Origin of the sequence: Pseudomonas sp. UBA5666, from assembly GCF_002420785.1 — a bacterium.
Classification (GTDB): domain Bacteria; phylum Pseudomonadota; class Gammaproteobacteria; order Pseudomonadales; family Pseudomonadaceae; genus Aquipseudomonas; species Aquipseudomonas fulva.
On sequence record NZ_DIIQ01000041.1, the window covers coordinates 150,041 to 172,618 of the forward strand.

The 22,578-nt window shown below is 63.9% G+C and carries 25 protein-coding genes and 1 pseudogene; 14 read left to right on the forward strand and 12 right to left on the reverse strand.

Going from position 1 to position 22,578, the window contains the following annotated elements; genetic code table 11:
• The first annotated feature begins 23 nt into the window (after positions 1 to 23).
• Together B2Y33_RS17655 and B2Y33_RS17660 are read left to right on the forward strand one after the other, a co-directional pair.
• Positions 24 to 2,042 carry a polysaccharide biosynthesis protein gene (locus tag B2Y33_RS17655; protein ID WP_023535319.1) on the forward strand — a complete coding sequence of 673 codons (2,019 nt, stop codon included), beginning with the start codon at positions 24 to 26 and terminating at the stop codon, positions 2,040 to 2,042.
• A 561-nt stretch (positions 2,043 to 2,603) separates the two neighbouring features.
• Positions 2,604 to 2,939 carry a ComEA family DNA-binding protein gene (locus tag B2Y33_RS17660; RefSeq protein ID WP_206405689.1) on the forward strand — a complete coding sequence of 112 codons (336 nt, stop codon included), beginning with the start codon at positions 2,604 to 2,606 and terminating at the stop codon, positions 2,937 to 2,939.
• Between the two features lie 55 nt (positions 2,940 to 2,994).
• Here the strand turns inward: B2Y33_RS17660 and B2Y33_RS17665 are convergent, their stop codons facing one another.
• Positions 2,995 to 3,162, reverse strand: a complete 168-nt coding sequence (locus B2Y33_RS17665) for a DUF2897 family protein (RefSeq protein WP_023535343.1) — start codon at positions 3,160 to 3,162, stop codon at positions 2,995 to 2,997.
• Between the two features lie 216 nt (positions 3,163 to 3,378).
• Here B2Y33_RS17665 and pyrF point away from each other — a divergent pair, with 216 nt between their 5' ends.
• Positions 3,379 to 4,080: an orotidine-5'-phosphate decarboxylase gene (pyrF, locus tag B2Y33_RS17670; protein WP_027914290.1), complete on the forward strand. Its 702-nt coding sequence runs from the start codon at positions 3,379 to 3,381 to the stop codon at positions 4,078 to 4,080.
• A 69-nt stretch (positions 4,081 to 4,149) separates the two neighbouring features.
• Here the strand turns inward: pyrF and B2Y33_RS17675 are convergent, their stop codons facing one another.
• On the reverse strand, positions 4,150 to 5,151 hold the full coding sequence (locus B2Y33_RS17675) for an NADP-dependent oxidoreductase (RefSeq protein WP_206405688.1): 1,002 nt from the start codon (positions 5,149 to 5,151) through the stop codon (positions 4,150 to 4,152).
• Between the two features lie 175 nt (positions 5,152 to 5,326).
• On the opposite strand from B2Y33_RS17675, the gene B2Y33_RS17680 reads away from it, so the two are divergent.
• The 3 genes and pseudogenes from B2Y33_RS17680 (at position 5,327) to B2Y33_RS23300 (ending at position 8,497) form a co-directional block, all read left to right on the forward strand.
• Positions 5,327 to 6,088, forward strand: a complete 762-nt coding sequence (locus B2Y33_RS17680) for an SDR family oxidoreductase (protein ID WP_027914292.1) — start codon at positions 5,327 to 5,329, stop codon at positions 6,086 to 6,088.
• A gap of 1,020 nt (positions 6,089 to 7,108) precedes the next feature.
• Positions 7,109 to 7,588, forward strand: a pseudogene (locus B2Y33_RS23295) (methyl-accepting chemotaxis protein); the annotation flags it as partial.
• Positions 7,589 to 7,792: 204 nt separating this feature from the next.
• Positions 7,793 to 8,497 carry a methyl-accepting chemotaxis protein gene (locus B2Y33_RS23300; protein ID WP_376744700.1) on the forward strand — a complete coding sequence of 235 codons (705 nt, stop codon included), beginning with the start codon at positions 7,793 to 7,795 and terminating at the stop codon, positions 8,495 to 8,497.
• Between the two features lie 54 nt (positions 8,498 to 8,551).
• Here the strand turns inward: B2Y33_RS23300 and B2Y33_RS17690 are convergent, their stop codons facing one another.
• Positions 8,552 to 9,742: a benzoate/H(+) symporter BenE family transporter gene (locus B2Y33_RS17690; protein WP_027914294.1), complete on the reverse strand. Its 1,191-nt coding sequence runs from the start codon at positions 9,740 to 9,742 to the stop codon at positions 8,552 to 8,554.
• Between the two features lie 145 nt (positions 9,743 to 9,887).
• Between B2Y33_RS17690 and B2Y33_RS17695 the strand changes: the two genes are divergently transcribed.
• Complete coding sequence (locus B2Y33_RS17695) at positions 9,888 to 10,490, forward strand: glutathione S-transferase family protein (RefSeq protein WP_028687830.1); 603 nt, start codon at positions 9,888 to 9,890, stop codon at positions 10,488 to 10,490.
• A gap of 69 nt (positions 10,491 to 10,559) precedes the next feature.
• Here the strand turns inward: B2Y33_RS17695 and B2Y33_RS17700 are convergent, their stop codons facing one another.
• From B2Y33_RS17700 to B2Y33_RS17720, 5 genes are all read right to left on the reverse strand, one after another.
• A complete protein-coding gene (locus tag B2Y33_RS17700) occupies positions 10,560 to 10,931 on the reverse strand; it encodes a glutaredoxin family protein (protein ID WP_104925936.1) in 372 nt (123 codons plus the stop codon).
• A gap of 61 nt (positions 10,932 to 10,992) precedes the next feature.
• Positions 10,993 to 11,538 carry a GTP cyclohydrolase I FolE gene (gene folE / locus B2Y33_RS17705; RefSeq protein ID WP_023535356.1) on the reverse strand — a complete coding sequence of 182 codons (546 nt, stop codon included), beginning with the start codon at positions 11,536 to 11,538 and terminating at the stop codon, positions 10,993 to 10,995.
• A 69-nt stretch (positions 11,539 to 11,607) separates the two neighbouring features.
• Positions 11,608 to 12,168 carry a Smr/MutS family protein gene (locus B2Y33_RS17710; protein ID WP_023535332.1) on the reverse strand — a complete coding sequence of 187 codons (561 nt, stop codon included), beginning with the start codon at positions 12,166 to 12,168 and terminating at the stop codon, positions 11,608 to 11,610.
• A gap of 247 nt (positions 12,169 to 12,415) precedes the next feature.
• Positions 12,416 to 12,736 carry a hypothetical protein gene (locus tag B2Y33_RS17715; RefSeq protein WP_027914296.1) on the reverse strand — a complete coding sequence of 107 codons (321 nt, stop codon included), beginning with the start codon at positions 12,734 to 12,736 and terminating at the stop codon, positions 12,416 to 12,418.
• An 81-nt stretch (positions 12,737 to 12,817) separates the two neighbouring features.
• Positions 12,818 to 13,408, reverse strand: a complete 591-nt coding sequence (locus B2Y33_RS17720) for a cysteine hydrolase family protein (RefSeq protein WP_104925937.1) — start codon at positions 13,406 to 13,408, stop codon at positions 12,818 to 12,820.
• Between the two features lie 181 nt (positions 13,409 to 13,589).
• On the opposite strand from B2Y33_RS17720, the gene prmB reads away from it, so the two are divergent.
• Positions 13,590 to 14,498, forward strand: coding sequence for a 50S ribosomal protein L3 N(5)-glutamine methyltransferase (gene prmB, locus B2Y33_RS17725; RefSeq protein ID WP_027914298.1), 909 nt, complete (start codon positions 13,590 to 13,592; stop codon positions 14,496 to 14,498).
• A 90-nt stretch (positions 14,499 to 14,588) separates the two neighbouring features.
• Here the strand turns inward: prmB and B2Y33_RS17730 are convergent, their stop codons facing one another.
• The gene (locus tag B2Y33_RS17730; protein WP_104925938.1) at positions 14,589 to 15,371 is read right to left on the reverse strand and encodes a hypothetical protein; all 783 of its coding nucleotides are present in this window, start codon (positions 15,369 to 15,371) and stop codon (positions 14,589 to 14,591) included.
• A gap of 63 nt (positions 15,372 to 15,434) precedes the next feature.
• Positions 15,435 to 16,394 carry an alpha/beta hydrolase gene (locus B2Y33_RS17735; protein WP_027914300.1) on the reverse strand — a complete coding sequence of 320 codons (960 nt, stop codon included), beginning with the start codon at positions 16,392 to 16,394 and terminating at the stop codon, positions 15,435 to 15,437.
• A 182-nt stretch (positions 16,395 to 16,576) separates the two neighbouring features.
• Here B2Y33_RS17735 and aroC point away from each other — a divergent pair, with 182 nt between their 5' ends.
• The 3 genes from aroC to B2Y33_RS17750 all read left to right on the forward strand — a co-directional run bounded on the left by aroC (position 16,577) and on the right by B2Y33_RS17750 (position 19,437).
• Positions 16,577 to 17,668 carry a chorismate synthase gene (gene aroC, locus B2Y33_RS17740; RefSeq protein WP_028687835.1) on the forward strand — a complete coding sequence of 364 codons (1,092 nt, stop codon included), beginning with the start codon at positions 16,577 to 16,579 and terminating at the stop codon, positions 17,666 to 17,668.
• A gap of 81 nt (positions 17,669 to 17,749) precedes the next feature.
• The gene (locus tag B2Y33_RS17745) at positions 17,750 to 18,904 is read left to right on the forward strand and encodes an MFS transporter (protein ID WP_206405687.1); all 1,155 of its coding nucleotides are present in this window, start codon (positions 17,750 to 17,752) and stop codon (positions 18,902 to 18,904) included.
• Positions 18,901 to 19,437: an oxidase gene (locus tag B2Y33_RS17750; RefSeq protein WP_028687837.1), complete on the forward strand. Its 537-nt coding sequence runs from the start codon at positions 18,901 to 18,903 to the stop codon at positions 19,435 to 19,437. The genes B2Y33_RS17745 and B2Y33_RS17750 overlap by 4 nt, the downstream gene beginning before the upstream one ends.
• A gap of 172 nt (positions 19,438 to 19,609) precedes the next feature.
• Here the strand turns inward: B2Y33_RS17750 and B2Y33_RS17755 are convergent, their stop codons facing one another.
• A complete protein-coding gene (locus tag B2Y33_RS17755; protein WP_023535336.1) occupies positions 19,610 to 19,882 on the reverse strand; it encodes a DUF3509 domain-containing protein in 273 nt (90 codons plus the stop codon).
• A gap of 271 nt (positions 19,883 to 20,153) precedes the next feature.
• Here B2Y33_RS17755 and B2Y33_RS17760 point away from each other — a divergent pair, with 271 nt between their 5' ends.
• The gene (locus tag B2Y33_RS17760) at positions 20,154 to 20,687 is read left to right on the forward strand and encodes an ankyrin repeat domain-containing protein (RefSeq protein WP_028687838.1); all 534 of its coding nucleotides are present in this window, start codon (positions 20,154 to 20,156) and stop codon (positions 20,685 to 20,687) included.
• Between the two features lie 61 nt (positions 20,688 to 20,748).
• Positions 20,749 to 21,279, forward strand: a complete 531-nt coding sequence (locus tag B2Y33_RS17765) for a hypothetical protein (protein ID WP_049696389.1) — start codon at positions 20,749 to 20,751, stop codon at positions 21,277 to 21,279.
• A 31-nt stretch (positions 21,280 to 21,310) separates the two neighbouring features.
• Here the strand turns inward: B2Y33_RS17765 and B2Y33_RS17770 are convergent, their stop codons facing one another.
• Positions 21,311 to 22,249: a ZIP family metal transporter gene (locus B2Y33_RS17770; RefSeq protein ID WP_027914306.1), complete on the reverse strand. Its 939-nt coding sequence runs from the start codon at positions 22,247 to 22,249 to the stop codon at positions 21,311 to 21,313.
• Between the two features lie 130 nt (positions 22,250 to 22,379).
• On the opposite strand from B2Y33_RS17770, the gene B2Y33_RS17775 reads away from it, so the two are divergent.
• Positions 22,380 to 22,571 carry a PLDc N-terminal domain-containing protein gene (locus tag B2Y33_RS17775; RefSeq protein WP_027914307.1) on the forward strand — a complete coding sequence of 64 codons (192 nt, stop codon included), beginning with the start codon at positions 22,380 to 22,382 and terminating at the stop codon, positions 22,569 to 22,571.
• The last annotated feature ends 7 nt before the right edge of the window (positions 22,572 to 22,578 follow it).

Sequence of the window (22,578 nt, forward strand, 5' to 3'; positions counted from 1 at the left end):
GGCGTAGCCATGAGGAAAACCCGATGAGCAATGCGAAGAACGACAGGCTGCGGCAGTTTCTGGTCACCCTGTCACGTCGGCAGAAACGCCTGATCCAGGTGTGTGCCGACATTGCCCTCATCTGGTTCGCGCTGTGGCTGTCGTTCATCGTGCGGCTGGGCGTGGAGGAGATGTACAACCCCATCGTCGAGCACACCTGGCTGTTCATGGCCGCGCCGTGCGTGGCCATCCCCTTGTTCATCCGCTTCGGCATGTACCGGGCGGTGATGCGCTACTTCGGCAACGATGCGCTGGTGGCGATCATCAAGGCGGTGACCCTGTCTTCGCTGATCCTGGCGGTGGTGGTGTACTGGTACAGCAACCACGAGGTGGTGGTACCGCGCTCGATCATCTTCAACTACTGGTGGTTGAGCATGGTGATCATCGGCGGCTTGCGCCTGATCATGCGCCAGTATTTTCTGGGCGACTGGTTCACTGGCGCCCATCAGATCCCTTTCGCCAACCGCGACGACGGGCAGATCAAGGTAGCCATCTATGGCGCAGGTACCGCCGGCAACCAGCTGCTGGCGGCGTTGCGCATGGGCCGGGTGATGCGCCCGGTGGCCTTCCTCGACGATGACGGCGACCTGGCCAACCGGGTCATTTCCGGGCTGCAGGTCTACAAGCCCAAGCACTTGCAGCAGATGCTCAAGGAAACCGGCGCCCAGGAGGTGTTGCTGGCACTGCCGTCGGCCACCCGCGCGCGGCGCCGGGAGATTCTCGCCCTGCTCGAACCGTACCCCCTGCACGTGCGAAGCGTGCCGGCCTTTGCCGACCTGGCCACTGGCCGGGTAAAGGTGGACGATATTCAGGACGTGGACATTGCCGACCTGCTCGGGCGTGACCCGGTGCCCGCGCAGGAAGGCTTGCTGGAGCGCTGCATTCACAAGCAGGTGGTGCTGGTGACCGGTGCCGGCGGCTCCATTGGCGCCGAGCTGTGCCGGCAGATCATCGGCCTCGGGCCCAAGACCTTGCTGCTGCTGGACCATGCCGAATTCAACCTGTACAGCATCCTCAGCGAGCTGGAGCAGCGCGTGGCCCGCGAATCGCTGTCGGTGCAGTTGCTGCCGATCCTGGGCTCGGTGCGCAACCAGCAACACTTGGTCGATGTGATGAGCACATGGCGCGTGGACACCGTCTACCATGCAGCCGCCTACAAGCATGTGCCGATGGTCGAGCACAACATCGCCGAAGGCATTCTCAACAACGTCTACGGCACCTTGTGCACGGCCCAGGCGGCATTGCAGACCGGGGTGGCCAACTTCGTGCTGATCTCCACCGACAAGGCCGTGCGCCCGACCAATGTGATGGGCAGCACCAAGCGACTGTCCGAGTTGATCCTGCAGGCGCTCAGCCGGGAAGCGGCGCCGGTGCTGTATGGCGATTGCAACAAGATCGCGCGGGTGAACAAGACCCGCTTCACCATGGTGCGTTTCGGCAACGTGCTGGGTTCGTCCGGTTCGGTGATTCCGCTGTTCCACCAGCAGATCAAGACAGGTGGCCCGCTGACGGTTACCCACCCCAAGATCACCCGTTACTTCATGACCATCCCGGAGGCGGCGCAACTGGTGGTGCAGGCCGGGGCCATGGGGCAGGGCGGGGATGTGTTCGTGCTGGACATGGGCGAGCCGGTGCGCATCGTCGAGCTGGCGGAGAAGATGATTCACCTGTCGGGCTTGAGCGTGCGCAGCTCGTCCAATCCTCAGGGCGACATCGCCATCGAGTTCACGGGTTTGCGGCCGGGTGAGAAGTTGTACGAGGAGCTGCTGATCGGCGACGACGTATCCCCCACCGCGCACCCGATGATCATGGCGGCCAACGAGGACTACCTGGCGTGGGAACGGTTGCGCGAAGGGCTGACGCTGTTGCTGGCGGCGGTGGCCGAGGACGACTTCACCCGCGTGCGGCAGTTGCTGCGCGAGATGGTGAACGGGTATTCGCCGCAGGGCGATATCGTGGACTGGGTTTACCTGCAGCGTCGCCAGGGGCCAGTGGAGCGGTAAGTGCTTGAGCCGTCGATTGGGCTCGGTGCCCCGGGGCCGCTTTGCGGCCCATCGCGGCACGAGGCCGCTCCCACCCCGGGAGGCGTTAGCCTTCAGATGCGGTGCTAGGCAGGCGATGACACGGCGTGAAGCACAGGCCTACCCGGACCTGTGGGAGCGGCCTCGCGCCGCGATGGGCCGCAAAGCGGCCCCAAGATCTAAAGCGCGCCCACCATCTCCGCGGCTCTTACCCCGTAGGGCACCCAGCACCCCCGCATTCAGCACCACATCACACACCCTAACCCCCAAGCGACTACCCCGACACGCTTGTCAGACTCAAGACCCCCACCACGTCAGCCCCATTCTCCATCGGTCATCCCCCCGCCCATAAACCCTGCACGCCCCGGCCAACCCAGGCAGAACCACCTCTCCAACCACCCCCCACCCTAAGCCCACTCCCGACCAATCCGGTAACCATTACCCCATCCCCAACCCTGTCCCACCCCCACCTCCAGCGCTAGGGTTAACCCCGCAGCCCAAGGAACAGGCTGCCAGAAACGACCAACCCTAGGAGTCTTCATCATGCGTAAAAACCTGCTCACCGCGCTGCTGCTCCCACTCATCGCCAGCCTTTCGTTCACCGTAAACGCATCACCGACCAATGCCACGACCATGGTCGAACCCATGGCGATGGTCGCCCAGGCAAGCCAGTCAGCAACCCCGCTGGTCGATCTCAACAGCGCAGATGCCCTGACGCTCCAGAAAGAACTCAACGGCATCGGCAAGGCAAAGGCCGAGGCAATCGTCGCCTACCGCGAAGCCCACGGGCCATTCGCGTCGGTCGATGAATTGCTCGAGATAAAAGGCATCGGCAATGCGCTGCTAGAACGCAACCGCGACAAGCTGAAAGTGCAATAAGCACAGGGGGGCGGGCCTTCGACAGGCCCGCTCATTGAAAGGCCATCAACCGCATTCAGCGGTCTTGAGCATCCCGGGCATCGGCCTCGGCGTTGCGTTCATGAACCTTGCGCAACTGCTCGTCAGTCAACGGCAGCTTCTTGGCCGTGTCGCGCAGCATCATCAAACCGCCGACGATCGAGCCAATGGCAACGATGAGTATCAGCCAGGCATACCAAGGCATTTTCCTTCTCCTGTTGCGAATGTAAGCGGCTTGCTCACCTGTTTTGAGCCAGGCGCCGCTTCGTTGGTTCAATGGTACGGCGCCTCACGCAGGCCCAGCACCCACCGGCCCACATCCTGGCCCACCGTCCGACCAATTCCTGGGCCAGCGGCCCCCCCAGCCTGCGTCACATCGTTTACAATGCGCGCCGTTTCCGACTTGCCAAGAGACCCTGCCATGCCTGCTTGCCAGACGCCCCTTATCGTCGCCCTGGACTTCCCTACCCGCGAAGCCGCCCTGAAGCTGGCTGACCAGCTGGACCCTGCGCTGTGCCGCGTCAAGGTGGGCAAGGAGCTGTTCACCAGCAGCGCGTCGGGCATTGTCGAAACCCTGTGTGACAAAGGCTTCGAAGTGTTCCTGGACCTGAAATTCCACGACATCCCCAACACCACGGCCATGGCCGTCAAGGCCGCTGCCGAGATGGGCGTGTGGATGGTGAACGTGCATTGCTCCGGCGGCTTGCGCATGATGGCTGCTTGCCGTGAAGAACTGGCCAAGCGCAGCGGCCCGCAACCTCTGCTGATCGGCGTGACCGTGCTCACCAGCATGGAGCGCGAAGACCTGGCCGGTATCGGCCTGGATGTAGACCCGCAAGAACAGGTACTGCGCCTGGCGGCGCTGGCCGAAAAGGCCGGTATGGACGGGCTGGTGTGCTCGGCGCTGGAGGCCCCGGCGCTCAAGGCCGCTCACCCTGGCCTGCAGCTCGTCACCCCCGGCATTCGCCCGGCAGGCAGCGCCCAGGATGACCAGCGTCGCATCCTCACGCCGCGCCAGGCCCTGGACGCCGGCTCGGACTACCTGGTAATCGGCCGCCCCATCAGCCAGGCCGCCGACCCGGCCCAAGCGTTGGCAGCGGTAGTGGCCGAGATTCGCGGCTGAGCCTGAGCCGCACGCCTTTCAGGCACCGTCATCGGATCGGGACCTGAAAGGCGTGCGTCCAGTCAGTCATTACACCTTCAACACCAGCTTGCCGAAGTTCTGCCCGTTGAACAGTTTCAACAGGGTGTCTGGGAAGGTTTCCAGGCCGTCCGCCACGTCTTCCTTGCTCTTGACCTGCCCATTGGCCAGCCAGCCGGCCATTTCCTTGGCCGCTTTGCCGTAGTCCTTGGCGTGGTCCATCACCACGAAGCCCTCCATGCGCGCACGGTTCACCAGCAGCGCCAGGTAGTTGGCCGGGCCTTTGACCGCTTCCTTGTTGTTGTACTGGCTGATCGCACCGCAGATCACGATGCGCGCCTTGAAGTTGATGCGCGTCAGCACCGCATCCAGAATCTCGCCCCCGACGTTGTCGAAGTACACGTCCACGCCTTTCGGGCATTCGCGCTTAAGGCCTGCCTGTACGTCCTCGGCCTTGTAGTCGATGACGCCGTCAAAGCCCAGTTCATCCTTGAGGTACTGGCATTTCTCGGCACCGCCCGCGATACCCACGACGCGGCAGCCCTTGATCTTGGCGATCTGCCCCGCAATGCTGCCCACCGCACCCGCGGCGCCGGAAATCACCACGGTGTCGCCGGCTTTAGGCTGGCCCACTTCCAGCAAGGCAAAGTACGCCGTCATGCCGGTCATGCCCAAGGCCGACAGGTAGCGGGGCAGGGGCGCAAGGCTCGGGTCGATTTTCTGCAGGTTCTGGGGCTCGCCGGTGAAGTAATCCTGCACGCCCAATGCGCCGTTCACATGGTCGCCAGGCTTGAAGTCCGGGTGGTTGGACGCAACCACTTCGCCCACGCCCAGGGCGCGCATCACCTGCCCCAAGGCAACCGGCGGGATGTAGGACTTGCCCTCGTTCATCCAGCCGCGCATGGCCGGGTCCAGGGAAAGGTACAGGTTGCGCACCATCACTTGCCCTTCACCGGGTTGTTCGGCTGGCAGGGTCTCGAACGTGAAGTCTTCACGCGTTACCGCCCCGACCGGGCGTTTGACGAGCAGGAAGCGGCGATTGGTCTGGGTCATGACGGGTCCTTGAAGAATGGAATGGGCACAAGAGGATAAATCTACCTTGTTGATGAAAGCAGGTCCTCAACATCACTGACAAGCATGGTCCTATAAATGTCCATGTGATGATGCTGCGGCCTTACCAGCGGCTGGCTATGCTCGTGTGCCTCACAGGCCCTGACAGGAGCGCGGCATGAGCATGAGTTTTTCGGGCCAGGTAGCACTGGTCACCGGGGGCGGGGCGGGCATCGGCCGGGCAACGGCGCTGGCCTTTGCCGGCGAGGGCCTGAAGGTGGTGGTCGCCGACCTGGACGCCGTGGGCGGCGAGGAAACGGTCGGGCAGATTCGGGCCGCAGGTGGCGAGGCGTTGTTCATCGCCTGCGACGTGACCCGCGAAGACCAGGTCCGCCAGCTGCACGAGCACCTGGTCGCCGCCTATGGCCGGCTGGACTATGCCTTCAATAATGCGGGCATCGAGATCGAGCAGGGCAAGCTGGCCGACGGCAGCGAGGCGCAGTTTGACGCCATCATGGGCGTGAACGTCAAAGGTGTGTGGCTGTGCATGAAATACCAGCTGCCGCTACTGCTGGCCCAGGGCGGCGGCGCTATCGTCAATACCGCCTCGGTGGCGGGGTTGGGCGCAGCGCCGAAGATGAGCATCTACAGTGCGTCCAAGCATGCCGTGATCGGGCTGACCAAGTCTGCCGCCATCGAATATGCCCGCAAGGGCATCAGGGTCAATGCCGTGTGCCCGGCCGTGATCGATACGGACATGTTCCGCCGTGCCTATGAAGCCGACCCCCGCAAAGCCGAGTTCGCCGCCGCCATGCACCCGGTAGGGCGCATCGGCACCGTGGCCGAAATCGCCAGTGCGGTGTTGTACCTGTGCAGCGATGGTGCGGCGTTTACCACTGGGCATTGTCTGACGGTGGATGGAGGGGCCACGGCAATTTGAATCGGTGAGGTTGTGGTGGATGAAGCCCAAAGGCTGCCAGGGGTTGAGCGCTGGTCCTGAAGATGCATTATCACGCTGACATCCTGGGGCCGCTGCGCGCCCCATCGCGGCCGGTCCGGCGCCCCGGCAAGGCCGCTCCCACACGGGGCTCAGTAGCCTGTAGATTGCACTTTTGTGGGAGCGGTCCTTGTGCCGCGATGGGCTGCGCAGCGGCCCCAAGTTCTCCGCCCCGAGCCGCAAATCTTCATCCCTCGCGCACCCCAGCCTGCCTTCGCCAACCACCGTCGTTGCCAGACAACATCCGGCCACCCATCCCTGCCTTTCATACGTAGGACGACTCCTACAAACCCATTACCGACATACTCATAGCTATTTGACACTATTCTGACGTCAGGCCCTTGTTCAGGGGTTGGCAACGTTGCCACCCTTGGCGTTCGGGATAACCTGACACTCACAAGGGGAATCGGCATGGGCGCGAGCAAGCACGGTGTGTTGGCCAACCTGGGCATGGCGCGCAAACTCGCGCTGGGCTTCACCCTGGTGTTGCTGCTGACCCTGGCGGTGGCTGCCATCGGTATCGCGGCGTTGCACAGTGTCGGACAGCGCTTTGACAGCCTGCGCGCGCTGGCACAATTCAATACCGACCTGTTGCGTCTGCGCCAGCACGAACAGGCATTTGCACTGCGCTCCGACATCAAGCAAGCCGAAGCCTTGCGCGCCGGGTTGCAAGGGTTGGTCGAGCGCGCTCGTGCACTGCCGGCCCTGGCCGCAGCCGAGCCCGAGCTGGCCGCCTATGGCCAGGCATTCGAAGCGTTCGTCGGCGCGGTGCAGGCCAAGGAACTGGCGCTCGATACTGCCAGCTGGTCGGTCTCAAGCGTTGCCAACAACCTCGATGTGCTGCAGTCCGGCCTGGCTGATGACGGGGTGTATACCCTCAAGCAATCACAAGGCCAGCAGGGCGGTGAGTTCCTGGAGCAGGCCGCGCAAGTGGCCCAGGTCTCGCGGTTGATGCTCCAGGCCATGGATGAAGCCCGAGTGCGCCTTGAGAAAAGCCGCAAGGGCGAAGACGACGTCAGCCAGGCGCGCATCGCGCAAACGGTCGAGGCCGCCAGCCTTGTGGGCCAGTTACAAGCGGCTGTCACCGACAGTGGCTACCAGAGCGTACTCAACGAGGTGGCGGGGCACATTGGCAGCTTCTCCGAAAAACTCAACGAATACACCGACCAACTGGCCAGCGAACAAGGCCTCAAAGCGCAGTTGCAGGCCTCGGCCGAGCACGTCACAAGTCGCGTCGATCAGGCCTACCTCACCGAAGAGCGCGTGCTGCAAGGCGACTTGCAGCGCAACACGGTGGCCATCGCCATCGCCACCGCGCTGGCCTTGCTGGTGGGCGTGCTGGCCGCCTGGCTGATCACCCGCGCCGTAGTTGGCCCGCTCAAACATGTGATTGCCCGTGCGCAACGCATTGCCGACGGCGAACTGGCGTTCGAGCCCGTCGCCCCGCGCCGCGATGAAGTGGGGCAACTGATGCAGGCCATGCAGCAGATGGCCGCCGGCCTGTCAGGCATCGTCAGCGGTTTGCAGCAAGGCATCGAGCAGTTGGCCGGCAACGCCCAGGCGCTGTCGGCCGTGACCGAGCAGACCAACCGCGAAGTCGGCAGCCAGAAGGAAGAGACCGAACAAGTGGCCACGGCGATGCAACAGATGACGGCTACCGTGCACGATGTGGCGCGCAACGCCGAGCAAGCCGCGCAAGCGGCGCAGGCTGCGGACGAGAAGGTCGATTCGGGGCAGCATGTGGTGCGCCAGAGCATGCAGCGCATTGAGCAGTTGGCCGCCGCAGCCGAAACCGCCAGCGCGGGCATCGAGAGCCTCAGCTCTGAAATCCATACCATTGGCGATGTGCTCGAAGTCATCAAGAGCGTGGCCGAGCAAACCAACCTGCTGGCCCTCAACGCGGCCATCGAAGCGGCCCGGGCCGGCGAGCAGGGGCGCGGCTTTGCAGTGGTGGCCGACGAGGTGCGTGCACTGGCCAGGCGCACGCGCCAGTCCACCGAGCAGATCGAAACCCTGGTGGCCAGCCTGCGCGGCAATGCGCAGCAGTCCGTCGCGCAGATTCGCGGCAGCACGGAGCTGGTGCGCCTGGCCGTGGCCGATGCCCTGCACACCGAAAGCGCATTGGGCAGTATTGCCGCAGCGGTGTCGTTGATTCAGCAGATGAACCAGCAGATCGCCGCCGCCGCCGAACAGCAAAGCTCGGTCGCCGAAGAAATCAGCCGCAGCGTCACGCAAATTCGTGGCAGTGCCGACCAGGCTGCGTTGGCCATGCAGGACAGCGCCCGGTCCAGCGTCGAGCTAGCGCAGCTCGGCACCGACCTCAAGGGCATGGTGGGGCACTTCAGGCTGTGATGGCGCCGGCCTGGCAGGGCTCCGCCGGCGGGGAGCCTGCCATGGGCGGGTGTCTTACGCCTTGCGTGGGTTCAGGATCAACAGGGCCAGTACACCGGCCACGATGCCCCAGAAGGCCGAACCGATGGAGAACAGCGTAAGCCCCGAGGCCGTGACCATGAAGGTGATGACGGCCGCTTCACGCTCGCGCGCTTCACTCATGGCTACCGTCAGGCCATTCATGATCGAGCCAAACAGGGCCAGCGCCGCAATCGACAGCACCAGTTCCTTGGGCAAGGCCGCGAACAGCGCTGCCAGGGTCGCTCCGAACACGCCGGCTACACCGTAGAACACGCCGCACCACACGGCCGCGGTGTAGCGCTTGCTCGGGTCTTCATGGGCATGCGGCCCGGTGCAGATGGCCGCGCTGATGGCGGCCAGGTTCACCCCGTGCGAGCCGAACGGGGCCAGCAGCAACGAAGCCAGGCCGGTGGTTGAAATCAACGCAGAGGCCGGCACCTGATAACCGTCTGCCCGCAGCACGGCAATGCCCGGCATGTTCTGCGAGGTCATTGCCACCACGAAGAGCGGAATGCCGATGCTGATGGTGGCTGCCAGCGAAAAGTGCGGCGTGGTCCATACCGGCGTTGCCATTTCCAGGGCGAAGCCGCTGAAGTCCAGCAGCCCCAAGGCACCGGACAGGGCCGTGCCCACCAGTAGAGCTGCCAGTACGCAGTAGCGCGGGGACAGGCGCTTGACCAACAGGTAGCTGAAGAACATGCCCAGCACCAGCAAGGTGCGGTGCTGGGCGGCGACGAAGATTTCGCTGCCGATCTTGAACAGGATGCCTGCCAGCAGCGCCGATGCCAGCGAGGCAGGAATCCGCTTGACCAGGCGCTCGAAGCTGCCGGTCAGCCCACAGATCAGCACCAGCGCAGCACAGGTGATGTAGGCCCCGATCGCCTCCCCGTAGCTCACCCCGCCCAGGCTGGTGATCAGCAGCGCCGCGCCGGGCGTGGACCAGGCCACGGTCACGGGCGTGCGGTAGCGCAGGGACAGGCCGATGCTGCAGACCGCCATGCCGATCGAGAGCGCCCAGATCCACGATGATATCTGCGCGGTGGTCAGGCCAGCCGCTTGCCCGGCCTGAAACATCAGCACCAGCGAGGAGGTGTAGCCGGTGAGCATGGCGATGAAGCCTGCGACCACCGCCGAGGGCGAGGTATCTGCCAGGGGGCGAAGGCGAGCGGAAGTGGCATCGGTCATGAAAAATCCTTGTAAGGGTGTACGCCGTGGTTTTCAGACTAACGCCAGGCGAGGTGACAGCAGCGATACAGCGATCATTGCTTTTAACCGTACAGTCGTTAACTATCAGGCGCTCTGGTATGACGGCATTGCAGGGGTAGGGGTGATGTACAAGGTTTACGGCGATTATCAATCGGGTAACTGCTACAAGGTCAAGTTGATGCTCAGCCTGTTGGGGCGGCCCTACGAGTGGCACGCCGTGGACATTCTCAAGGGCGAGACCGAGACGCCCGAGTTCCTGGCCATGAACCCCAACGGCAAGGTGCCGGTGTTGCAACTTGAGGACGGTAGTTACTTGTGGGAATCCAATGCCATCCTCAACTACCTGGCCGACGGCAGCGAGTTCCTGCCCGCCGAGCCGCGCCTGCGCACCCAGGTCTTGCAGTGGCAGTTCTTCGAGCAATACAGCCATGAGCCGTATATCGCTGTGGCCCGCTTCATCCAGTTCTACCTGGGGCTGCCGGATGATCGCGTGGAGGAGTACCGCAAGTTGCACAAGGGCGGGTACAAGGCGCTGCGTGTGATGGAGCGGCAGTTGCAGGTGACGCCGTACCTGGTAGGTGACCAGTATTCCATCGCCGATGTGGCGTTGTATGCCTACACCCATGTGGCACAGCAAGGCGGTTTCGACCTGGCGGACTACCCGGCCGTGCGTGCCTGGCTGGAGAGGGTGAGCAGCCATCCGCGGCATGTGCCGATGGTGGGCTGATTCACGAGCAACATGTAGGAGCGACCTGGCTCGCTGGCGGGTGCCAAGGCTGCACCCGCCACCGCTGAATCAACCCTTGCCAAACCGCTCATCCAGGTAGGCAATGATGGTCTTGGACTCATACATCCAGGTCACCTTGCCCGCTTCCTCGATGCGCAGGCAGGGCACCTTTATCCGGCCACCGCCTTGTTCCAAGGCCTGGCGGTGCACAGGGTCGTTCTTGGCATCGCGCAACGCCACCGGCACGTTCAGGCGGTGCAAGGTGCGGCGGGTCTTGACGCAGAACGGACAGGCATGGAACTGGTAGAGCGCCAGGCCCTCGGCCGCCTCGTCCACGCGGGCCTGGGCCGCCGGGTCGCGCTTGCGCTTGGCCGGGCGGCTGGCCCAGTCGCCGAATACGATAAGCTGGCCGAGGCCAACCCGCAGGGCTTTGACGATCATGTACAAACTCCTGAAATGAAAAAGGCCGACCGGCAGGGGTCGGCCTGGGTGACGCAGCCGGTTACTTGATCAGGCTGAGGAACTCGCTGCGGGTGGCCGCGTTGGCGCGGAACTCACCCAGCATCACCGACGTGATCATGCTCGAATTCTGCTTCTCCACACCGCGCATCATCATGCACATGTGCTTGGCCTCGATGACCACGGCAACGCCGGCGGCACCGGTCACCTGCTGCACGGCATCGGCGATCTGGCGGCTGAGGTTTTCCTGGATCTGCAGGCGGCGGGCGTACATGTCGACGATACGCGCCACTTTCGACAGGCCCAGCACTTTGCCCTTGGGCAGGTAGGCCACGTGGGCCTTGCCGATGAAGGGCAACATGTGGTGCTCGCACATCGAATACAGCTCGATGTCCCGGACCAGCACCATTTCGCTGTTGTCGGAACTGAACAACGCGTTGTTGGTCACTTCTTCCAGTGTTTGCTCATAACCGCGGCAAAGATACTTCATCGCCTTTGCAGCCCGCTTGGGCGTGTCGAGCAGGCCCTCACGGGAGACGTCCTCGCCAATCTGGCTGAGGATCTCGGTGTAGTTCTGTTCCAGGGACATGGATCTACCTGTGGGAAAAATCGCAAAAACGAAGGTTACGGCGGCAAGGGCGGCGCTGCAAGCGCGGCGTTACTCGTCGCGGCCTTCGAGCATGGTTCGTTTGAGCATCACATAGACCGCGCCGGTGCCACCGTGGCGGGCACTGCAGGAGGCAAAGCCGAGCACTTGCGGGTGCTGGCGCAGCCAGGTGTTGACGTGGCTCTTGATCATGGGGCGCTTGCCGTCCAGGCGTGCCGCCTTGCCATGGGTGACCCGCACGCAGCGTACTTCAAGGCGCGTCGCCTCGGCGATGAAATCCCAAAGCGTCTCGCGCGCCTTTTCCACGGTCATGCCGTGTAGGTCCAGGCTGCCTTCGAACGGTATCTGCCCAAGCTTGAGCTTGCGCAGCTGGGTTTCCTGAACACCGTCACGGCGCCACATCAGTTCGTCTTCGGCGCCCACGTCGATGACGAACTGGTCGGACATGCCATCGATGACCAATGCCTTGTCGCTGGACACGGTCGCCGACTGGCGCAGGCCGGCCAGTTTCTGGCGATCGGCCTTGGGCTTGCCGACCTCGGCACGGTCGTGCGTGATCGGCTTGACGCCGCGCACTTCGGCCTTGAACAGGGAAAAATCGTCGTCTTGCATGATGCCTCCGCGTGGGCGGCATAGTTTACGCGAGTGCGCGGCGGTGTGCAGCCATGGTGGTCGGGTGGGGAAGGGCGACGGTGGGCTACTAAGGGGGACGGTGAGCTAATGTAGGAGCGGCCTAGTGCCGCGATGGGACGCGCAGCGGCCCCGGCGATCTAGGCGGCCAAGCTGAAATCCTGGGGCCGCTGCGCGCCCCATCGCGGCACTAGGCCGCTCCTACAGGGGGGCTGCGGTTGCAGGAACCTCACTCATGCTTCTTCATCAAGTGGGGCGACATGTTCAGCTCCCGAGCACGGCGCATGCGAATGCGGCTCAGGCGCCAGAAGCGTACGCCAAGCCACAGCATCAGCAGCCCCACCACCGTCAAGGTGGCGGCAAGCGGCTTGTTGGCGTTGAGTTCGGCCAGGGCAGGGTAGTTGCCCAGCAGCCCGGCCACGCCGGCCATGGCCAGTAACACACCAAGGGTGGCCAGCAGCGCGGCAAGCGCAGCACCCAGGCGTGCGCCCCAGCTGCGCGGTTGGCGCGGGCGCAGGCGCTTGGCGTCGATACTGCCTTTAAGCTTCATCCTGCTCTCCTGTAGGGGTCTGGGCCCTTGGACCCACAAACACCCCTCGGGTTCCTGCCTGCCGCCACCCTCCTGATCGGATCAGATCAGGCTGGCCGTCGGCGCCACGCAGGCGAAGTTGTCGGCCATCACGGCCATTTCACACCGGTGGATCTGCGCCGCTGGAATCACCTCATTGTTGAAAGCCAGGTCGCGGGTGGCCGACGCGTCTTCCACCAGGGTGCACCGGTAACCATAGTCCTTGGCACGGCGCACGGTGGTGCTGACGCTGGAGTGGCTCATGAAGCCGCAGACGATCAGGTCGAGATGGCCGAGTGCTTGCAACGTCTCGTGCAGCTTGGTGTTCTTGAAGGCATTGGGCATGCGTTTTTCGATCACGGTCTCGACTTCCAGCGGTTCGAGCCCCGGGATGAACTGACCTGCAGGGCCCTGGGGGTCGAAGCGCCCGCCAACGGTGCCCAGATGGCGAACATGGATGATCGGACGGCCGCCCTTGCGCGCGGCGTCGAGCAACCTGGCGATGTTGGCCACGGCCTCATCCATGCCCGACAGCGCCAGGGGCCCGGTCAGGTACTCCTTCTGCGCATCAATGATGATCAGGCTGGCTTGGCTCAGCTTGGCCGGCGGGTAATCGCGGCCAGTGAGGCGGAACATCGTGGTTGGAACGGACATCAAGGGCTCCTTGGTATAGGGCTTTTGTACGCCTATTCTCCCCTGCCTTGGCGACAATGGGAATGGTTGACAACGCAAGCGGCGTGGTTGCTGGCCTGTGGCTACCGTACAGGCGATTGCAGGGAACAAATCCAGGGCCTGGGCTGTTAGACTTTCGGCCAGTCTGAATTAGGAGTTTCCCGTGATCACATCCCGTCTGCGCACGCTGCGCGACTACATCCGTTGGGCGGTCAGCCGCTTCCATGAGCACGACCTGTTCTTCGGCCACGGTGCCGACAACGCCTGGGATGAAGCCCGGTTGCTGGTGCTGGGGGCAGTCCACCTGCCGTGGGAGGTGGCCGACAGCTACCTGGACTGCATGCTCGAGGATGCCGAGCGTGTACAGCTGCAGCACCTGCTCAAGCGCCGCATCGAAGAACGGGTGCCCACCGCCTACCTGTTGGGCGAGGCCTGGTTCTGTGGCATGTCGTTCATCGTCGACGAGCGCGTGCTGGTGCCGCGCTCACCCATTGGCGAGCTGCTGGAAAAGCGTGTTGAGCCGTGGCTGGGCGCTGAGCCAGCCCGCATTCTGGACCTGTGCACCGGCTCCGGCTGCATCGGGATCGTCGCCGCCGACGTCTTCCCGCAGGCCGAGGTGGTGCTGGCCGACCTGTCGTTCGAAGCGCTCGAAGTGGCCAACCAGAACATCGAGCGCCATGGCCTCGATGGCCGGGTGTACACCGTGCAGGGCGATGGTTTCGAGGGGTTGCCGGGCCAGCGCTTCGACCTCATCCTGTCCAACCCGCCCTATGTGGACGCCGAAGACTTCGGCGACATGCCGGCCGAATACCACCACGAACCGGAGCTGGGCCTGGCCTGCGGTGCCGATGGTCTGGACCTGGTACGGCGCATGCTGGCCGAAGCGGCCGATCACCTGACCGAAAAGGGCTTGCTGATCGTGGAGGTGGGCAATAGCCAGGTTCATGTCGAGGCGCTGTACCCGGAAGTCGACTTCGCCTGGCTCGAATTCGAGCGCGGCGGGCATGGGGTATTCATGCTCACCGCCGAGCAGTGCCGTCAGCATCAGGCGTTGTTCAAAGGCCGCGTCTGAGGCCGAGTGGGGGGCACGGGTGCCAGGCGCCCGTTCCGCCCAAGCCGTCTTCACACCACCTGAGGCTCGCACAACGCCGGCCCCAGGCTTTCAACGCGTGGCGATCCAGATCAGCAGCCCGGCCTGAAACAGTGCAAAGGCCACCAGGCAGGTGATGGTGAACCGCAAGCCGCTGTCTTCGCGCTGGTACTTGGCCACACGCTCGTCGCGCTCGCGCAAGCGGGCTTCGCCTTCCTGCAACTGCTGGTCTGCCTGCTGCAGCAACTGCGCTGCATCCAGAAGGCCCAGGCGCTGCACGCGCTCGCTGTTCCAGCCTACCTCCAACTGGTCTACCCGGGTCTCGGCCGTTCGGCCCTTGAGCACCTGCCCGTCTTCGTATTGCACCTCAAGGCCTACCCCACGCAGGCACTGGTCCCGGCGCAGGCGCGAGTCCTCCTCCAGCGCATCCTTGCTCGGCAGCGCAAAAGCCTCTACTCGGTAATTCGGCCATTTGCGCTGCAGCCACTGGGCAGCCTGGGCCAGCAAAAAGCGGCCCAGGCCGCGATTGACCGGCTCCAGTTGCAGGCCATGTTCATCCCCCAGGTACACGCGCTTCGTCTGGTGATCTACGCGTATGTCCACCTGGTTATGGCCCTTGTGCACCTTCTGGCCGGGCAACCCAATCTGCATGCGCAGCAGGCTGTGGGCCGGGTCGTGGCGCTCGGCATAGCCGAACTGCACGAAACGCAGGGGGCGGGCGCCGGTTGCGCGGTCGCCAGGCAGGGGCGCCAGGCGCAGCAACTGGTGATGTTCGACGGCCAGATCCGCCCAGGGCAGGGCGGGGGTGTGTTGGGGCTCTTCAGCCGGCTCTGTGGCAGCAGGTGGTGTGGTCATCAGGGCATGTCCTTGGCTATGCACGCTGTATCGGCCGCCTGCGCGCAGACCTGAGCCCGTCGATCAGGCCGGTGGCAACTGGCGAATGAACGCGACGATCTGCTCGCCCAGCTCCCGTGCCAGCGGCAACTGGGGGTTCTGGTAACTCTCGCGCTGTTCGCTCATGTCCTTGGGGCTGATGCGCAGCATATGGTTCATGCCCTCGATCAGCACCAGGTGGGCATCGGGTTTGGCGTCCTTGAGCTTCTGCGCATCCGCCACGTCCACCTGCACGTCGTTGCGCCCCTGCACGATCAGCGCCGGCATGGACAGCCGCGCAAACGCGGCTGCCGGGTCCTGCCGGAACAAGGTGATCAGGTAGGGCTGCACGCTGGGGCGAAACACTTGGCGCAGTGGTGCGGGCACGTCCAGGCTGGTCTGGCCAGCTTCCAGGCGGTCGAGCAGGGCGCTGCCACGGGCCAGCTGCGCAGGCGGCAGGCGCTCGGCCAGCTGCTCACGCACCACCTCGGCCATGGGCCTGCCGCTGCCGGCCAGGCTGATCACTGCGCTGGCCCCGGCCTGCTCGGCGGCCAGGCTGGCGATCAGCGCACCTTCGCTGTGGCCGATCAGGATCAAGGGGCCGAAGCGGGGGTCGGCCTTGAGCTTGTGGCCCCAAGCCACCACATCGGCAACGTAGCGTTCCACGCTCAGGTCGCGCTCATCGGGCGTGGCCGGTTGGCTGGCGGCCACCCCGCGCTTGTCGTAGCGCACGCTGGCGATGTTTGCATTGGCCAGCAGCAGGGCCAGGCGCTTCAGGTTGTCCACGCGCCCGCCGGCCGGGTTGTTGCCGTCGCGGTCGGTGGGCCCGGAGCCTGCGATGATCAGCACCACCGGCGGCGGCGTGTCCTGCTGGGGTAACAGCAGGCTGCCGTGCAGTACCCCCTGACCGGTGTCCAGGTCGATGGGGCGGTGCAGGACGGTGGGGGTGGCGGCATGGCAAAGGCTGGTCAACAGCAGGCAAAACAGGGCAATGAAACGCGGCATCGTGCGCAACTACACAGGGGGAGATAGCACTTTGACCCACAATGGCCAATGAAGGTTCTAGGGCCAGGTCCAAGGCCCTGTATCGTCCGTAACGATGCGCTTGCCAACCGGCCCGCACAGGCAGGCAATCCATCTGTATACTGCCGCTTTCGTTCACTTCAGGCAGATCTCGCGGAGCGTCCATGTCCGGCAATACCTACGGCAAGCTGTTCACTGTCACCACCGCTGGCGAAAGCCATGGCCCGGCGTTGGTCGCCATTGTCGATGGGTGCCCGCCAGGCCTTGAGATCTCTCTCGCCGACCTGCAGCGTGACCTGGACCGGCGCAAGCCCGGCACCAGCCGCCATACCACCCAGCGCCAGGAGCCCGATGAGGTGGAAATCCTCTCGGGCGTGTTCGAAGGGCGCACGACCGGTTGCTCCATTGGCCTGCTGATCCGCAACACCGACCAGAAGTCCAAGGACTATTCGGCCATCAAGGACCTGTTCCGCCCGGCCCATGCCGACTACACCTACCACCACAAATACGGCACCCGCGACTACCGTGGCGGCGGGCGTAGTTCGGCCCGCGAAACGGCCATGCGCGTGGCTGCCGGCGCCATCGCCAAGAAGTACCTGGCCACCCAGGGCATCACCGTGCGTGGCTACATGAGCCAGCTGGGCCCGATCGAAATCCCTTTCAAGACCTGGGACTCGGTGGAGCAGAACGCTTTCTTCAGCCCCGACCCGAGCAAGGTGCCGGAGCTTGAGGCGTACATGGACCAGCTGCGCCGCGATCAGGATTCGGTAGGCGCCAAGATCACCGTGGTGGCCGAGGGCGTGATGCCGGGCCTGGGCGAGCCGATTTTCGATCGCCTGGACGCCGAGCTGGCCCACGCGTTGATGAGCATCAATGCTGTGAAGGGTGTGGAAATCGGCACAGGCTTTGCCAGCGTCGCGCAGCGCGGCACCGAACACCGCGACGAGATGACCCCGCAGGGTTTTCTCAGCAACAACGCGGGCGGCATCCTGGGTGGTATCTCCTCGGGCCAGCCGATCGTTGCCCACCTGGCACTCAAGCCCACCTCCAGCATCACCGTGCCGGGCCGCTCGGTGGACGTCGACGGCAACCCTGTGGACGTGATCACCAAAGGCCGGCATGACCCCTGTGTAGGCATTCGCGCCACCCCGATCGCCGAGGCGATGATGGCCATCGCGCTGATGGATCACCTGTTGCGCCACCGTGCCCAGAACGCCGAGGTGAAGGTGAGCACGCCGGTGCTGGGCCAGCTCTGACCCACCTGGGCCTGTTTTCTCGCGGCGGTGACTCAAGCGGCTGAGTCACCGCCAGCAGGCCCTGCTTTCCAAGGCAACCCCATGCAGCCAATACCCTACTGGCGATTGTCCAGTTTCTACCTCTTCTATTTCGCCTTGCTGGGGTCCACGGCGCCGTTCCTGGCGCTGTACTTCGACCACCTGGGCTTTTCGCCCGCGCGGATCGGCGAACTGGTGGCCATTCCCATGCTGATGCGCTGCATAGCGCCCAACCTGTGGGGCTGGCTAGGGGACCGGACCGGCCAGCGCCTGCTGATCGTGCGGCTTGGGGCGCTGTGCACGCTGGCAACGTTCAGCCTGATCTTCTTCGGCAAGAGCTACGCTTGGCTGGCGATGGTCATGGCCTTGCATGCGTTCTTCTGGCACGCGGTGCTGCCGCAGTTCGAGGTCATTACGCTGGCGCACCTGCACGGCCAGACGTCGCGCTACAGCCAGGTAAGGCTGTGGGGGTCGATCGGGTTCATCCTCACCGTGGTGGGGCTTGGGCGCCTGTTCGAGTGGCTGAGCCTGGACATCTACCCTGTGGCCCTGGTTCTGATCATGGCGGGTATCGTGGCCGCCAGCCTCTGGGTACCCAATGCCCAGCCCGTCGAGCACGGTGAGCGGCAGGCGGCCGGCGGTTTCCTCATGCAGCTGCGTGCGCCTGGGGTCCTGGCGTTCTATGCCTGTGTGGCACTCATGCAACTGAGCCATGGGCCGTACTACACCTTCCTTACGCTGCACTTGGAGCACCTGGGTTACAGCCGAACGGCCATTGGCCTGCTGTGGGCGCTCGGGGTGGTGGCGGAGGTGGTGATGTTCATGCTAATGAGCCGGCTGTTCGCGCGGTTCAGCGTGCGCCGGGTGCTGCTAGCAAGCTTCATACTGGCCGCGGTGCGCTGGCTGTTGCTGGGTAACCTGGCGGCGGAGCCCAGCGTACTGGTGGGCGCGCAGGTCCTGCATGCGGCCACCTTCGGCTGCTTTCACGCCGCCAGCATCGCCTTCGTACAGGCCAGTTTCGGCGCCAGGCAGCAGGGGCAGGGCCAGGCCCTGTATGCCGCGCTGTCGGGTACCGGCGGCGCCCTGGGCGCGTTGTACGCCGGCTACAGCTGGAACATGCTGGGCCCTGGGCTCACCTTTGGTATGGCCAGCGCCGCAGCACTGGCAGCAGCCGTTATCATGGCCTTTCATTCGCAACCGAACAGGACCTTACGATGAGCATCCTCTGCGTATTCGATCCCTCCACCCCGCAGTTGCCCAACAAGGTGCTGACCCACGCCGAAGACATCACGGCCGCGCTCGCCGAGCATGGGGTGACGCTGACCCAGGCTGAGCACGGGCTGCGGGTGCGTCCGGGCACTTTGCACGATGAGATGATGGAAGCTTGCCAAGCCCATCTGGATCACCTGATGACTACGCACGCCTGCCGGGCATATGCGGTGATCAACCGTGACGGCATCGAGGCGCAAGGCCCTGATCTGCGCGATGAGCATGTGCTCGAGACCAACGAAGTGATCGCTGTGGTGAGCGGACGCGTGCAGGTCGGCTTGCGCCTGGGCGCTGGGGTGTATTCGGTGATGTGTGAGAAGGGCGACCAGTTGCGCGTGCCTGCGGGAACGCGGCGCTGGCTTGAGCTGGGTGAGGCGCCGTTTTGCCTGGCGTTCAGGCTATTTGCAGCGCAAGCAGGGAGTCAGCCGATCTTCACCGGCGATGCGAGCGCGCGAGCGTTTTTGGGGATAGACGAGCTGTAGCCTTGCGCCCAAGACATGTGATGCCCGGGTAGGAGCGGCCTTGTGCCGCGATGGGTCGCGTAGCGGCCCCGGCGGTATTAGCTTTTACGCCGAAATCGTGGGGCCGCAGTGCGGCCCATCGCGGCACGAGGCCGCTCCTACCTGAAATGGTCGCTTTCGGGCAGTGAAAGAATCAGCGATACGTCGGCAACGCAAAACGCTGTTGGCTCTGCAGCATCGAGATCACCGGCAGCTCGCTGGCTTGCTCGGCCAGGTCACGGCGGATGGCGCTGATGGCCCAGGACAATTGCTCGGCGCTGTGCAGTTGGGTGTAGGTCAGTACACGGCGGGTAACCTTGCCGTCGGCCGCACGCAGAGTCAGCAAGATGCCGCCGTCAGGACGTGGTTGAGTCGCTACTTGGTAAGCAGGGAACACCGAGACGAATTTTTCCTGGATAAGGTTCATGACTACTCCTGACAAGGTGTGTGGCAATCGATGTCTAGATAGATTGCAGCGACCGTGCCAGAAACAGCGTGTAGGAAAAATCCAATAAAATCAGGGGCTTGGGCTACTTTTGGAGAATGCTTTCCATGCAAGCTGCAAGGTCATGCATTTTGCACAGTGCATTTTGCACGGCGAGCCGATCAACACTATGGGCTCGATAGAAACGGAACCTTTGACGCGCAGGAAGGGCCTGACAAACACTTGGGCAACGATTTCTACCAGGAGGTTCCTTATGTCCACCCAGACTGCGCCCGCTCAGCCTGCTCAAATGTCTACCGATGAAGCGGCGGCCTTCGCCGCACAAGTATTCGACAAGGCCCGTCAAGGCGATGCCCCGATGCTGGAGCGCCTGCTGCAAAGCGGTCTGCCGGTGAACCTGCGTAATCACAAGGGCGACACCCTGCTGATGCTGGCCAGTTACCACGGCCACCATGACGCCGTTCAGGTGCTGCTCAGCCACGGGGCCGATCCGCTGATCGCCAACGACAATGGTCAGTTGCCCATTGCCGGTGCCGCCTTCAAAGGGGACATGGCCATGATCCGCCTGTTGCTGGAAAACGGTGTACCGGTCGATGCCGCTGCCCAGGATGGACGCACGGCACTGATGTTGGCCGCCATGTTCAACCGTGTCGAGATCCTCGAGTACCTGCTGGCCCAGGGTGCCAACCCCGCCTTGCAAGATGCCCGTGGTGCCAACGCACTGATGGCAGCCCAGACCATGGGCGCAGTGGACGCCACCGCACGCCTGCAAGCGCTGGCAGGCTAACGGGCAGGGGGCGTTTGCGGCTATCCTTGGCGACTTTGCCATCGCCACAGGCCCCCCCCTCATGAAAACTCAGCTGCTCGAATTCATCCGCCTCATCGGTGCAGGCTGCCTGCGCGAAGAAGACATCGAGCGCATTGCCGACGAGGCTGCCCAGGCCTACGCCGACCCCGACGCCTTCCTGGCCGCCAACCCCGACATCAACTACGACGACAGCTTTCCCATCCCACTGGGCGAATGGATAGTGCTCGGCAGCCTGCCCGATACCGTGGTATTCCAGGCCGACACTTATCAGGAGCTGTTCCAGCAGATCAGCGACTCTTTCGACAAGAGCGTGCCGTTCACGCTCAAGCCCAAGCAGCTGGCACGCACCGAACCGCTCGTTGCGCTCAACCGCATCCAGGTGCAGATGGGAGCGCTCAACAAGGAAGCCGGTGGCTACGTACTGCTCGATTTCAGCCAGTTGCTCGATGATGAGTTGCAGATGGTCATGGTGGGCCAGCAGGATCTGGAACGGGTCCAGGCGCTGGCCGCTGAACTCGGCATCAAGGCCGAGCCAGCCCTGGAGGCCCTGAAAATCGCCCTGCACGCCTGACCGTTTCGTACAGGGCCGCACACCGGCGCTGTCAGCCCAGTGCGGTGTCCAGGAACATCATCACCGCAAAACCGCCCATCAGGCCGAGCGTGGCTGAGGTCTGGTGGCCGTGACGGTGGGTTTCAGGAATGACCTCGTGGCTCACCACGAAGATCATCGCGCCCGCCGCCAGCCCCATGCTGATGGGGTAGGCCACGGCAAAGCCGGTGGAAATACCCAGGCCGATGATCGCGCCCAAGGGTTCCATCACCCCTGAACCAATCGCCACCAGTGCGGCCTTCAGGTTGGACAGCCCGGTCGCCCGCAGCGCCAGCGCCACGGCCAGGCCCTCCGGGATGTCCTGAATGGCGATGGCGGTAGTCAGTGGCAGGCCGATGTTCATGTCACCGTTGGTGAAGCTCACTCCGATGGCCATGCCCTCGGGCAAGTTGTGCAGGGTAATGGCCAGCACGAACAGCCAGACCCGGCTGAACCGTTCGGTTTCTGGCCCAACCACGCCGACGCGTTCATGCTCGTGGGGTGTGAAACGGTCAAGGCCCAGCATCAGCAGCACGCCCAACCCCATGCCGACGACCACGATCAAAGCCGCACCCGGCCCACTGCCGGTGATTTCCCGCGCCGCGTCCAGACCCGGCAGGATCAGCGAAAACGAACTGGCCGCCAGCATCATGCCGGCAGCGAACCCCAGCATCACGTCCTGGTTACGGCTACTGACATCACGCAAAACCACGGCCAGCACGGCGCCCAGTGCGGTGGCGCCAAACCCGGACAGGCCACCGAGCGCGGCCAGGTGCAGGTTTTCGGAATGATCGCCGTTGACCGCGTTCCACAGGCTTGCACCCAGCAGGATCACGACGGCCACCAGGCTCAGCGCAAGGCCTGCTCCGACCCAGGGGTTGTTGGCTATCTGTTGCCGCCACACGCTGAACGGCGAGGGCGGGGTGGCGCTGTGGCTGTGGGCAGGTGGCATGCAGAACCTCTGATCGAAATGACGATGCATCATAGGCAGTGACCTGCTGGCCAGGCCAAGGATTCCCTTCTATTGAACCGATAGGGGGCTATGCTATGCAGCAATACACTCATCAACTGGAGTACGCGGTATGGGATCGATGTTCAACAGCCTGGTAGGTCTGATCATTCTTGCCCTGGATATCTGGGCCATCATCAACGTCTACAAGAGCGACCGCGAAGTGGGCGTAAAGGTGTTGTGGATTCTCCTGATTGCCCTGCTGCCAGTCGTGGGGCTGGTGATCTGGGCCATCGCCGGGCCGCGCGGCTCGGGCCGGCTTTGAAGTCAGC